At 59.7% G+C, this 11954-nt stretch carries 12 protein-coding genes; 11 read left to right on the top strand and 1 reads right to left on the bottom strand.

The window, feature by feature from the left end; translation table 11 throughout:
• Positions 1 to 44: 44 nt before the first annotated feature.
• Positions 45 to 1028, bottom strand: coding sequence for a malate dehydrogenase (locus tag B9Z43_RS00485; RefSeq protein ID WP_108322220.1), 984 nt, complete (start codon positions 1026 to 1028; stop codon positions 45 to 47).
• A 237-nt stretch (positions 1029 to 1265) separates the two neighbouring features.
• Here B9Z43_RS00485 and B9Z43_RS00490 point away from each other — a divergent pair, with 237 nt between their 5' ends.
• The 11 genes from B9Z43_RS00490 to asd all read left to right on the top strand — a co-directional run bounded on the left by B9Z43_RS00490 (position 1266) and on the right by asd (position 11930).
• Positions 1266 to 2045: a GntR family transcriptional regulator gene (locus tag B9Z43_RS00490; protein WP_108322221.1), complete on the top strand. Its 780-nt coding sequence runs from the start codon at positions 1266 to 1268 to the stop codon at positions 2043 to 2045.
• A gap of 127 nt (positions 2046 to 2172) precedes the next feature.
• Positions 2173 to 2604, top strand: a complete 432-nt coding sequence (gene sdhC / locus B9Z43_RS00495; RefSeq protein ID WP_108322222.1) for a succinate dehydrogenase, cytochrome b556 subunit — start codon at positions 2173 to 2175, stop codon at positions 2602 to 2604.
• Positions 2605 to 2635: 31 nt separating this feature from the next.
• Entirely contained in the window at positions 2636 to 3001 is a 366-nt protein-coding gene (sdhD, locus tag B9Z43_RS00500; protein ID WP_108322223.1) for a succinate dehydrogenase, hydrophobic membrane anchor protein, read from the top strand.
• A 31-nt stretch (positions 3002 to 3032) separates the two neighbouring features.
• On the top strand, positions 3033 to 4838 hold the full coding sequence (gene sdhA / locus B9Z43_RS00505) for a succinate dehydrogenase flavoprotein subunit (protein ID WP_108322224.1): 1806 nt from the start codon (positions 3033 to 3035) through the stop codon (positions 4836 to 4838).
• A 64-nt stretch (positions 4839 to 4902) separates the two neighbouring features.
• A complete protein-coding gene (locus B9Z43_RS00510; RefSeq protein WP_108322225.1) occupies positions 4903 to 5607 on the top strand; it encodes a succinate dehydrogenase iron-sulfur subunit in 705 nt (234 codons plus the stop codon).
• Positions 5607 to 5915 (top strand): succinate dehydrogenase assembly factor 2, encoded by a 309-nt coding sequence (locus tag B9Z43_RS00515; protein ID WP_108322226.1) that lies wholly within the window; start codon positions 5607 to 5609, stop codon positions 5913 to 5915. Before B9Z43_RS00510 ends, B9Z43_RS00515 begins: the two co-directional genes overlap by 1 nt.
• A gap of 41 nt (positions 5916 to 5956) precedes the next feature.
• The gene (locus tag B9Z43_RS00520; RefSeq protein ID WP_108322227.1) at positions 5957 to 7255 is read left to right on the top strand and encodes a citrate synthase; all 1299 of its coding nucleotides are present in this window, start codon (positions 5957 to 5959) and stop codon (positions 7253 to 7255) included.
• Between the two features lie 119 nt (positions 7256 to 7374).
• Positions 7375 to 8796 (top strand): 3-isopropylmalate dehydratase large subunit, encoded by a 1422-nt coding sequence (gene leuC / locus B9Z43_RS00525; protein ID WP_108322228.1) that lies wholly within the window; start codon positions 7375 to 7377, stop codon positions 8794 to 8796.
• An 11-nt stretch (positions 8797 to 8807) separates the two neighbouring features.
• Complete coding sequence (gene leuD, locus B9Z43_RS00530; RefSeq protein WP_108322229.1) at positions 8808 to 9461, top strand: 3-isopropylmalate dehydratase small subunit; 654 nt, start codon at positions 8808 to 8810, stop codon at positions 9459 to 9461.
• A gap of 18 nt (positions 9462 to 9479) precedes the next feature.
• Positions 9480 to 10550: a 3-isopropylmalate dehydrogenase gene (leuB, locus tag B9Z43_RS00535; protein WP_108322230.1), complete on the top strand. Its 1071-nt coding sequence runs from the start codon at positions 9480 to 9482 to the stop codon at positions 10548 to 10550.
• A 249-nt stretch (positions 10551 to 10799) separates the two neighbouring features.
• The gene (asd, locus tag B9Z43_RS00540) at positions 10800 to 11930 is read left to right on the top strand and encodes an aspartate-semialdehyde dehydrogenase (RefSeq protein ID WP_108312812.1); all 1131 of its coding nucleotides are present in this window, start codon (positions 10800 to 10802) and stop codon (positions 11928 to 11930) included.
• Positions 11931 to 11954: the final 24 nt, after the last annotated feature.

The raw sequence follows: 11954 nt of genomic DNA on the forward strand, positions 1-11954 counted from the left end.
CAGAACGTCGCGAGGATGGCTCACTGAGTTTCTCGACTCGAAAATCAGATCAAGTGAGCGACGCCTGCTTGCTCGTCGGTCAACTCTTTCAGGGTCTTGTCGATGCAGCCTTGGCTGAACGCGTCGATTTCCAGACCTTCAACGACTTTGTATTCGCCGTTTTCGCAGGTGACGGGGAAACCGAACATGACGTCTTTAGGAATGCCATACCAGCCTTGCGATGGGATACCCATGGTGACCCACTTGCCGTTGGTGCCCAAGGCCCAGTCACGCATGTGGTCGATGGCTGCGTTGGCTGCCGAAGCGGCCGAAGACAGGCCACGGGCTTCGATGATGGCCGCGCCGCGCTTGCCCACCGTGGGCAAGAACACGTTGGCGTTCCATTCCTGGTCGTTGATCATGGCCTTGACCGACTCGCCCTTGATGGTGGCGAAACGGTAGTCGGCGTACATGGTGGGCGAGTGGTTGCCCCAGACGCACAGTTTTTCGATGTCGGCCACGGCCTTGCCGGTCTTGGCAGCGATTTGCGACGCGGCGCGGTTGTGGTCCAGACGCAGCATGGCGGTGAAGTTGCCAGGCTTGAGATCAGGCGCGGCCTTCATGGCGATGTAGGCGTTGGTGTTGGCGGGGTTGCCCACGACCAACACTTTCACGTCGCGCGAAGCCACAGCGTTCAGGGCCTTGCCTTGTGCGGTGAAGATGGCGCCGTTGATGGCGAGCAATTCAGCGCGCTCCATGCCAGGGCCACGTGGGCGCGAACCGACCAACAAGGCGTAGTCAACGTCCTTGAATGCGGTCATCGGGTCGCCATGGGCTTCCATGCCCACCAACAAGGGGAACGCGCAATCTTCGAGTTCCATCATCACGCCGCGCAGGGCTTTTTGTGGGCCTTCGACAGGCACTTCCAGTAATTGCAGGATGACGGGCTGGTCTTTGCCCAGCATTTCGCCGGAGGCGATGCGGAACAACAATGCGTAACCGATTTGACCTGCTGCACCGGTAACGGCAACGCGGACGGGCTTTTTCATGGTGGAAACTCCAGAAGGTTGAAAACAAGAGGTCGCAGTCCTGCCCCAAGAAGGGCTTCAGCAGGCCTGTCCGGCTCACCGGACCCGCACGCACACCACCCAACGGGCAGCTTCAGTGCAAGCAAACAGCTTTCAAGTGTACCCGCGAAAACCCGCATTCGTCAATTTGTCTTATGTCTTATATAAGATATGATTGCGCATCTGACACGATCCTGACCACGTGCCGGACGGACCCTCATGAACAACCACACGACCCTGGCCGACACGCCCTCCTCCGATGCGCCAGCACTCACGCCAGCCTTCAGCCCGCTGTACCAGCAAATCAAAGGGCTGATCCTGCAAAGCTTGCAATCGGGCGAATGGAAACCCGGCGAATCGATCCCCAGCGAAATGGAGCTGGCCGCGCGCTTTCGGGTCAGCCAAGGCACTGTGCGCAAAGCGATCGACGAATTGGCCAGTGACAACTTGCTGGTCCGCCGTCAAGGCAAGGGCACCTTTGTGGCCACCCACGCCGAACAGCACGTCCAATACCGCTTCCTCAAACTCGTCCCCGATCAGGGCGACCTGAACACCGAAGGGCCCGCTCAACGTGAAATCGTGGATTGCAAGCGCCTGCGCGCGAGCGCCGAAATTGCGCGCGCCTTGGCCCTGCGCGCAGGCGACGCGGTTTTACAAGTCAGGCGCGTGCTTTCATTTGCTGGTGTTCCCACGATTTTGGAAGATCTTTGGCTGCCCGGCGGCCCCTTCAAGGGGCTGACCGCAGAGCGCCTGACGGCTTACCATGGCCCCATGTACGCCCTGTTTGAGACCGAGTTTGGCGTGCGCATGGTGCGCGCCGAAGAAAAAATTCGTGCCGTGCTGCCAGACGAAAGCCAAAGCCAACTGCTGCAAGTGCCTCCAAGCACACCGCTGCTGAGCGTCGAGCGGATTGCCTACACCTACAACAACACCCCGATGGAGCTGCGTCGCGGCTTTTACCGCACCGACAGCCACCACTATCACAACGCCTTGAGTTGAAAAAGCGCAGCCAAACTTTTTTAAAACAAAGACCCTGCAATGATCATGTCAGTTTGCTGCGTTGCAATAGAATCCTTCGGCTTGTCATTCAAAATTACAACCGAGTTACCTCCCAGAAAGTGCCAACATGACTGAACTCGCCAGAAAGCGGCCTGAATTCCGCAACATCAATGCCCTGAAAGACCTGCCCACCTACCGCCTGCCGGTCGCTGGCATCGTCTCCATCTTGCACCGCATCAGTGGTTTCCTGATGTTTTTGTTGATGCCCCTCATCATTTGGATGTTCGACAACTCCATCACTTCTGAAATTTCCTTCGCCAAGTTCTCGGCAGCTTTCAACATCGGCATCGGCTTTGTGCCAGGCTGGTTCATGAAGCTCGTGGCCCTGGCCTTGATCTGGGCCTACCTGCACCACTTCATTGCAGGCCTGCGCCACCTCTACATGGACGTGTGCCATGCCGTGACCAAAGAATTCGGCAAATCTTCCGCCATCGTCACTCTGGCCCTGAGCATTGCCTTGACCGCCGTCCTCGGCGCCAAGATGTTCGGCCTGTACTGATCAGCCCCATTACTCCAAAGGAAACTGACCTATGTCCGTGAATTACGGCTCCAAACGCATCGTCACCGGTGCTGGTTATGGCTTTCGCGACTGGCTGGCCCAGCGCGTGACAGGCGGCCTGATGGCCCTCTTCACAGTGATCTTGCTGGCCCAAGTGATCTTCACCTCCGGCCCCATGGGCTACGAAGAATGGGCGGGCATTTTTGCCGGTCAATTCATGAAATTCCTGACCTTCGCGGTCATCGTGGCCCTGCTCTACCACGTGTGGGTGGGCATGCGCGACATCTGGATGGACTACGTCAAACCCGTGGCCGTGCGCCTGGTCTTGCACGTTTTCACCCTCGTCTGGCTGGTCGGCTGTGCTGGCTGGGCTGTTCAGGCCCTGTGGCGCCTGTGATTGCGTTGACCTCACACAAAGATAAATAACCATGAGCTATACCAAAGATCAAATCACCACCCGCAAGTTTGACGTCGTGATCGTCGGCGCCGGTGGTTCAGGCATGCGTGCCTCGCTGCAACTGGCCCGTGCCGGCCTGAACGTGGCCGTTCTGTCCAAAGTGTTCCCCACCCGTTCGCACACCGTAGCAGCCCAAGGCGGCATTGGTGCTTCGCTGGGCAACATGTCCGACGACAATTGGCATTACCACTTCTACGACACCATCAAGGGCTCCGACTGGCTCGGCGACCAAGATGCGATCGAATTCATGTGCCGTGAAGCCCCCAAAGTCGTGTATGACCTCGAGCACATGGGCATGCCGTTTGACCGCAACCCTGACGGCACCATTTACCAGCGTCCATTTGGTGGTCACACCGCCAACTACGGCGAAAAGCCGGTGCAACGCGCTTGCGCGGCCGCCGACCGCACCGGTCACGCCATGCTGCACACCCTGTACCAGCAAAACGTGGCCGCCAAAACCAGCTTCTTCGTGGAGTGGATGGCGCTTGACCTGATCCGCGACGCCGAAGGCGACGTGGTGGGCGTGACCGCTCTTGAGATGGAAACCGGCGACCTGCACGTCTTGCACGCCAAAACCGTGCTGATGGCCACCGGCGGCGCAGGCCGCATTTATGCAGCTTCTACCAACGCCTTCATCAACACCGGTGACGGCTTGGGCATGGCTGCACGCGCAGGCATCCCGCTGGAAGACATGGAGTTCTGGCAATTCCACCCCACCGGCGTGGCCGGTGCTGGCGTGTTGTTGACAGAAGGCTGCCGTGGCGAAGGCGCGATCTTGCTCAACAGCAATGGCGAGCGCTTCATGGAGCGCTATGCACCTACCCTGAAAGATCTGGCACCACGTGACTTCGTGTCCCGCTGCATGGACCAGGAAATCAAGGAAGGCCGTGGCTGCGGTCCCAACAAGGACCATGTACTGCTCAAGCTCGACCACCTGGGCGCTGACACCATCCACAAACGCTTGCCGTCTGTTTACGAAATCGGCGTCAACTTCGCCAACGTCGACATCACCCGCGAGCCGATCCCTGTCGTGCCCACCATCCACTACCAAATGGGCGGTATCCCGACCAACATCAACGGCCAGGTCGTCACCCAGAACCCGAGCGACCACAACGCCGTGGTGAACGGTCTGTATGCGGTTGGCGAATGCTCTTGCGTCTCGGTGCACGGCGCCAACCGCTTGGGCACCAACTCGCTGCTCGACCTGCTGGTGTTCGGCCGCGCCGCTGGCAACCATATCGTTGACTTCGCATCCAAAACCAAGTCACACAAGCCCCTGCCAGCCGATGCCACGGACCGCACACTCGAGCGCCTGAACAAGCTCGAAGGCCGTGGCGGTGAATACGCCCAAGACGTGGCCAACGACATGCGTGCCGCCATGCAGCAACACGCTGGCGTGTTCCGCACCCAGGCATCTATGGACGAAGGCGTGCAAAAGATCGCCGCCATCCGTGACCGCGTCAATGCCATCGGCCTGAAGGACACCTCCAAAGTGTTCAACACCGCCCGCATCGAAGCACTGGAAGTGGAAAACCTGATCGAAGCTGCGCAAGCCACCATGGTGTCTGCAGCTGCCCGCCGTGAGTGCCGTGGTGCCCACACCGTGAGCGACTACGAGCGCCCAGTGGATGACGCCGTGGCCCCATTGGGCCGTGACGATGCCAACTGGATGAAACACACCCTGTGGCACAGCGAGTCGAACAGCTTGACTTACAAGCCTGTCAAGCTCAAGCCGCTCACCGTGGACTCCGTGCCACCCAAGGTTCGCACGTTCTAAAGATTGTCTGGACCGCTCGCCCAAAGCCTGCGGTCCACCCCCCGAATACACCAGGAGTTCTTTCATGACCCTACGCACTTTCCAGATCTACCGCTACGACCCCGACAAGGATGCCAAGCCGTACATGCAAACCATCCAGGTCGAACTGGACGGCAACGAACGCATGCTGCTGGATGCCTTGATGAAACTCAAGGCCGTGGACCCCACCATTTCCTTCCGCCGCTCTTGCCGCGAAGGCGTGTGTGGTTCGGACGCGATGAACATCAACGGTAAAAACGGCTTGGCGTGTCTCACCAACATGAACACCCTGCCCGGCACCATCGTTTTGAAGCCGCTGCCAGGCCTGCCCGTGATCCGCGATGTCATCGTGGACATGACCCAGTTCTTCAAGCAGTACCACTCGATCAAGCCTTACCTGATCAACAGCAACATCCCACCCGAGACCGAGCGTCTGCAAAGCCCGGAAGAACGTGAAGAGCTGAACGGTTTGTACGAGTGCATCTTGTGCGCCAGCTGCTCGACCAGCTGCCCCAGCTTCTGGTGGAACCCCGACAAGTTCGTGGGCCCTGCCGGTTTGCTGCAGGCCTACCGCTTCATCGCCGACAGCCGCGACGAAGCCACCGCTGAGCGCCTGGACAACCTGGAAGACCCTTACCGCCTGTTCCGCTGCCACACCATCATGAACTGCGTTGATGTCTGCCCCAAGGGACTGAACCCGACCAAGGCCATCGGCAAGATCAAAGAGATGATGGTCCGTCGCGCCGTCTGATGACCGTCACACCGATTCTCGAAGACGCGTCTTTGGCAGGCGCAGACCGCCACGCCCCATTGAGCGAGCGGTCCTTGAGCAAATTGCGCTGGCGCAGCCGGCGCGGTTTGCTCGAGAACGATCTGTTCATCGAACGCTTCTTCGCCCGGCATGATTCTCGCTTGACTGTCGGTCAAGCCAGGGGCATGTATGTGCTGATGGACCTGTCTGACAACGATCTCATGGACTTGCTGTTGCGCCGCAAGGAACTGCAGCCCGAGATCAGCACCGAAGAGGTGCGTGAAGTCCTGGACATGTTGAGAGCGTGATCCAAACTGGATCACATCTGGAATTTTTGAGGAAACCCGCCATGAAACTCGCCGATAACAAAGCCACCCTGTCGTTCTCCAACGGCAGTCCCAGCGTCGACATGCCCGTGTACTCGGGCAACATCGGTCCCGACGTGATCGACATCCGCAAGCTGTACGCACAGACCGGCATGTTCACTTACGACCCCGGCTTCCTGTCGACCGCTTCTTGCCAATCGGCCATCACCTACATCGATGGCGACAAAGGCGAGTTGCTGTACCGTGGCTACCCCATCGAACAGCTGGCCAACAAGGCCGACTACCTCGACACCTGCTACCTGCTCTTGAACGGCGAGCTGCCCGTGGGCCAACAAAGCAAGGACTTCCACAACCTCGTGAACCAGCACACCATGGTCAACGAGCAGATGCAGTTCTTCCTGCGCGGCTTCCGCCGTGACGCTCACCCCATGGCCGTTTTGACAGGCCTGATCGGCGCCCTGTCGGCCTTCTACCACGACAGCACCGACATCAACAACCCGGAACACCGTCACATTGCCGCGATCCGCCTGATCGCCAAGATGCCTACCCTGGTGGCCATGGCTTACAAATACGGCGTGGGTCAGCCTTACATGTACCCCCGCAACGACCTGTCATACGCTGGCAACTTCCTGCGCATGATGTTCGGCACCCCTTGCGAAGAGTACAAGGTCAACCCAGTGCTCGAGCGCGCCATGGACCGCATCTTCACGCTGCACGCAGACCACGAGCAAAACGCTTCGACCTCCACTGTGCGTCTGTGCGGCTCGTCCGGCACCAACCCGTTTGCGGCCATCGCTGCCGGTGTGGCCTGCCTGTGGGGCCCTGCCCACGGCGGCGCCAACGAGGCTTGCCTGAACATGCTGGAAGACATCCAGAAAATGGGCGGCGTCTCCAAAGTCGGCGAGTTCATGAACCAGGTGAAAGACAAGAACTCCGGCGTTAAGCTGATGGGCTTCGGTCACCGCGTGTACAAAAACTACGACCCCCGCGCCAAGCTCATGCAAGAAACTTGCGACGAAGTGCTCAAAGAACTGGGTCTGGAAAATGACCCCCTGTTCAAGTTGGCCAAAGAGCTGGAAAAAATCGCGCTGGAAGACGAATACTTCGTCAGCCGCAAGCTCTACCCCAACGTGGACTTCTACTCCGGCATCGTGCAACGCGCCATTGGCATTCCAGTGAACCTGTTCACCGGTGTGTTTGCACTGGCCCGCACCGTCGGCTGGATCGCCCAGTTGAACGAAATGATCAGCGACCCCGAGTACAAAATCGGCCGTCCACGTCAGCTGTTCACCGGCTCCCCACGCCGTGATGTGATGCGTTGATCGGTTTTCAACCGAAACCGAAAGCCCGCCTTGTGCGGGCTTTTTTCATGCGCACGCTTAAGTGACAAACTGGGCCTGCGAACCGCATAAAATGGCAGGCTGCACAGCAAGGAAGCTCCATGGCACGCACGCTTTACGACAAGATCTGGGACGAACACGTCGTCCACACCGAAGAAGACGGCACCTCCGTCCTCTACATTGACCGCCACCTGGTGCACGAGGTGACCAGCCCCCAGGCCTTCGAGGGCATTCGCCAAGCAGGCCGCAAGGTCTGGCGAGTCAGCTCCATCGTGGCCACAGCTGACCACAACACCCCCACCACCGGCTGGGAACTGGGCTACGACGGCATCACCGACCCGATCAGCAAAGAGCAAATCACCACGCTCGACGCGAACATGAAGGAATACGGCTCTGCGGCCTTCTTCCCCTTCCTGTCCAAGCGCCAGGGCATCGTGCACGTGATTGGCCCTGAGAATGGCGCCACCCTGCCCGGCATGACCGTGGTCTGCGGCGATTCGCACACCTCCACCCATGGCGCGTTTGGCGCACTGGCCCACGGCATCGGCACCTCCGAAGTCGAACACGTCATGGCCACGCAAACCCTCTTGGCCAAAAAAGCCAAGAACATGCTCATCAAAGTCGAGGGTACGCTGGCCAAAGGCGTCACCGGCAAAGACATCGTGCTGGCCATCATCGGCAAGATCGGCACGGCTGGCGGCACCGGCTACACCATCGAATTCGCAGGCTCTGCGATCCGCAGCCTCTCCATGGAAGGCCGCATGACGGTCTGCAACATGGCCATCGAAGGCGGCGCACGCGCGGGCCTGGTGGCGGTGGACGAGAAAACCATCGATTACGTCAAAGGCCGTTTGCTCTCGCCCACGGGCGTGGAGTGGGACCACGCCGTGGCCTACTGGAAGACCCTGCAGTCCGACCCCGGTGCGCACTTTGACGCCGTGGTGGAGCTCGATGCCAGTGCCATCGTCCCGCAAGTCACCTGGGGCACCTCGCCCGAAATGGTACTGGGCATCGACGGTTACACGCCCGACCCTGACAAGGAAAAAGACGATGTCAAGCGCGATGCCATCGAGCGCGCGCTGACCTACATGGGCCTGCAGCCCGGCAAAGCCATGTCCGACATCACCATTGACAAAGTCTTCATCGGCTCGTGCACCAACAGCCGCATCGAAGACATGCGCGAGGCCGCCGCCGTGGTCAAAAAGCTCGGCCAAAAAGTGGCCAAGAACGTCAAACTGGCCATGGTCGTGCCCGGCTCTGGCTTGGTCAAAGAACAAGCTGAGCGCGAAGGTCTGCACGAGATCTTCAAGGCCGCAGGCTTTGAGTGGCGCGAACCCGGCTGCTCGATGTGCCTGGCCATGAACGCCGACCGCCTGGAGCCCGGTGAGCGCTGCGCCTCAACCAGCAACCGCAACTTTGAAGGCCGTCAGGGCGCGGGTGGCCGCACCCACTTGGTCAGCCCTGCCATGGCCGCCGCCGCTGCCGTGCATGGCCACTTTGTTGACGTTCGCAAATTCGCCTAAGGCTCCACACCATGCAGAAATTCACACTCCTCAAAGGCATCGTGGCCCCGATGGACCGCGCCAACGTGGACACCGACGCCATCATCCCCAAGCAATTCCTCAAGTCGATCCGCAAGACCGGCTTTGGCCCCAACCTGTTCGACGAATGGCGTTATCTGGACGTGGGCTTCCCCGGCCAAGATCCGGCCAGCCGCGAGCCCAACCCGGACTTCGTGCTGAACCAGCCGCGCTATCAGGGCGCCAGCGTCTTGTTGGCACGCAAGAACTTCGGCTGTGGGTCTTCCCGTGAACACGCGCCCTGGGCCATCGACCAATACGGCTTTCGCTGCGTGATCGCGCCCAGCTTTGCCGACATCTTCTTCAACAACTGCTTCAAAAACGGCCTGCTGCCCATCGTGCTGCCCGAAGCCGTGGTCGCCCAGCTGTTCGACGAAGTGGCCGCCTTCCCCGGCTACGAGCTCACCGTTGACCTGGAGCGCCAAGTGGTCGTGCGCCCCCAAGGCCAGGAAATCCCGTTCGACGTGCAAGCCTTCCGCAAGTACTGCTTGCTCAACGGTCTGGACGACATTGGCCTGACGCTGCGCCACGCCGACAAGATCAAGGCCTTTGAAGCCGAACGCCTGGCCACCAAGCCTTGGCTCGCGCACACCGCCGTCAACGCATAAACGAACACTGGAACCCCCATGAAAATCGCAGTCCTCCCCGGTGATGGCATCGGCACCGAAATCGTCGCCGAAGCCGTCAAAGTTCTGAACACGCTCGACCTGAAATTCGAAATGGAAACCGCCTTGGTCGGCGGCGCCGCTTACGACGCATTTGGCCACCCCCTGCCCGAAGCCACGCTCAAACTGGCCATGGCGTCTGACGCCGTGCTGTTTGGCGCGGTGGGCGACTGGAAATACGACAAGCTCGACCGTCCCCTGCGCCCCGAGCAAGCCATTTTGGGCCTGCGCAAGAACATGGGCCTGTTCGCCAACTTCCGTCCTGCCATTTGCTACGAGCAGCTGGTGGGCGCGTCCAGCCTCAAGCCCGAGCTGATTTCGGGCCTGGACATTTTGATCATCCGTGAGCTGACGGGCGATATTTACTTCGGCCAGCCACGCGGCCGCCGAATCGCGACCGATGGCCACTTCCCTGGCGCCGAAGAAGCCTTCGACACCATGCGCTACTCCAAGCCCGAAATCGAGCGCATCGCGCACGTGGCCTTCCAGGCCGCCCGCAAACGCAACAAGCGCCTGACCAGCGTGGACAAAGCCAACGTGCTCGAGACCTTCCAGCTGTGGAAAGACGTGGTCACCGAAGTCGGTCAGCAGTACCCCGACGTGGCGCTGGACCACATGTACGTGGACAACGCTGCCATGCAACTGGTCAAGGAACCCAAGCGCTTTGACGTGGTGGTCACCGGCAATATGTTCGGCGACATCTTGTCCGACGAAGCTTCCATGCTCACCGGCTCCATCGGCATGCTGCCCTCGGCCAGCCTGAACACCAAAAACCAAGGTCTGTACGAACCCAGCCACGGCAGCGCACCCGACATCGCGGGCAAAGGCATCGCCAACCCGCTGGCCACCATCTTGTCTGCAGCCATGATGCTGCGCTTTTCCCTGAACCAGGAAGAAGCCGCCCAACGCATTGAAACTGCTGTGCAAAAGGTGCTGGCCCAAGGCCTGCGCACCGGCGACATCTGGAGCGAAGGCACCACCAAAGTGGGCACCCGCGAAATGGGTGACGCGGTGGTCAAAGCGCTGGCCTGAAAGCCACATGGGTGCTGTCAGGAAGATCTCAGGCAGCATCCATTACAATTTCGGCCATGTTCCACGCACGTCTGTTCACCCTGAACCCGATCACTGCCGTTGCAGTGGTCGCTGGCGCGCGTGCAATCACCACAAAAACCACGACCATTAAGGGCTGATCCAGTCTGGTTCGTCGTGCGCCCCCCCGGCCAGACGAGCCGGGCAAACAGTCTGGTCTGACACTGTTTTAAAAACTGAAAGGGCGTTGAAATGAGCAAGTTAGTAGGTTTGGTCGGCTGGCGCGGCATGGTCGGCTCGGTTCTGATGGACCGCATGATTCAGGAAAAAGACTTTGACCTGATCGAGCCCTTGTTCTTCTCCACATCGAACGCAGGTGGCAAAGCCCCGTCGATGGCCAAGAACGAAACCACACTTCAAGACGCCTTCAACATCGAGCAACTCAAGCGCTGCGAGATCATCATCACCGCCCAGGGCGGTGACTACACCTCCGAAGTCTTCCCAAAACTGCGTGCTGCCGGCTGGAATGGCCACTGGATCGACGCCGCATCGACCCTGCGCATGGAAAAAGATGCCGTGATCATTCTCGATCCGGTCAACATGCCTGTCATCAAAAACGCGCTGGCCCATGGCGGCAACAACTGGGTGGGCGGCAACTGCACCGTCTCGTGCATGTTGATGGGCGTGGGAGCCCTGTACAAAGCTGGTCTGGTCGAGTGGATGAGCACCCAGACTTACCAAGCAGCCTCAGGTGGCGGTGCACAGCACATGCGCGAACTGCTGACCCAATACGGCACCCTGAACGCCGAAGTCAAAGCCCTGCTGGACGACCCCAAGAGCGCGATTCTGGAAATCGACCGCATGGTGGTCGCCAAGCAGCGCGCCCTGACCGCGGCTGAGACCGCCAACTTTGGCGTGCCACTCGGTGGCTCCTTGATTCCCTGGATAGACAAGGATTTAGGCAACGGCATGTCCAAAGAAGAGTGGAAAGGCATGGCCGAAACCAACAAGATTTTGGGCATGGGCGAGGGTTTCAACTCTGCTGCCATTCCCGTGGACGGTTTCTGCGTGCGCGTAGGCGCCATGCGTTGCCACAGCCAGGCCCTGACCTTCAAGCTCAAAAAAGACGTACCCGTGGCAGATATTGAGGCCATGATCGCTGCCGACAACGAGTGGGTCAAAGTGGTGCCCAACACCCGCGAGGCCACCGTCAAGGACCTGACCCCCGTGGCGGTGACCGGCACCATGACCATCCCGGTGGGCCGCGTGCGCAAGCTGGCCATGGGCCCTGAATACGTGGGGGCCTTCACAATTGGTGACCAATTGTTATGGGGCGCGGCAGAACCACTGCGTCGCATGCTGCGCATCTTGCTTGATGCTTAAGTTGTGATATCTTCGATATACAAC

The organism is Limnohabitans sp. MMS-10A-192 (genome assembly GCF_003063335.1).
GTDB lineage: Bacteria > Pseudomonadota > Gammaproteobacteria > Burkholderiales > Burkholderiaceae_C > Limnohabitans_A.

Coding starts and splice junctions, on each gene's coding strand:
- B9Z43_RS00485 (WP_108322220.1), bottom strand. CDS start 1,028: ATGAAAAAGCCCGTCCGCGTTGCCGTTACCGGTGCAGCAGGTCAAATC.
- B9Z43_RS00490 (WP_108322221.1), top strand. CDS start 1,266: ATGAACAACCACACGACCCTGGCCGACACGCCCTCCTCCGATGCGCCA.
- sdhC (WP_108322222.1), top strand. CDS start 2,173: ATGACTGAACTCGCCAGAAAGCGGCCTGAATTCCGCAACATCAATGCC.
- sdhD (WP_108322223.1), top strand. CDS start 2,636: ATGTCCGTGAATTACGGCTCCAAACGCATCGTCACCGGTGCTGGTTAT.
- sdhA (WP_108322224.1), top strand. CDS start 3,033: ATGAGCTATACCAAAGATCAAATCACCACCCGCAAGTTTGACGTCGTG.
- B9Z43_RS00510 (WP_108322225.1), top strand. CDS start 4,903: ATGACCCTACGCACTTTCCAGATCTACCGCTACGACCCCGACAAGGAT.
- B9Z43_RS00515 (WP_108322226.1), top strand. CDS start 5,607: ATGACCGTCACACCGATTCTCGAAGACGCGTCTTTGGCAGGCGCAGAC.
- B9Z43_RS00520 (WP_108322227.1), top strand. CDS start 5,957: ATGAAACTCGCCGATAACAAAGCCACCCTGTCGTTCTCCAACGGCAGT.
- leuC (WP_108322228.1), top strand. CDS start 7,375: ATGGCACGCACGCTTTACGACAAGATCTGGGACGAACACGTCGTCCAC.
- leuD (WP_108322229.1), top strand. CDS start 8,808: ATGCAGAAATTCACACTCCTCAAAGGCATCGTGGCCCCGATGGACCGC.
- leuB (WP_108322230.1), top strand. CDS start 9,480: ATGAAAATCGCAGTCCTCCCCGGTGATGGCATCGGCACCGAAATCGTC.
- asd (WP_108312812.1), top strand. CDS start 10,800: ATGAGCAAGTTAGTAGGTTTGGTCGGCTGGCGCGGCATGGTCGGCTCG.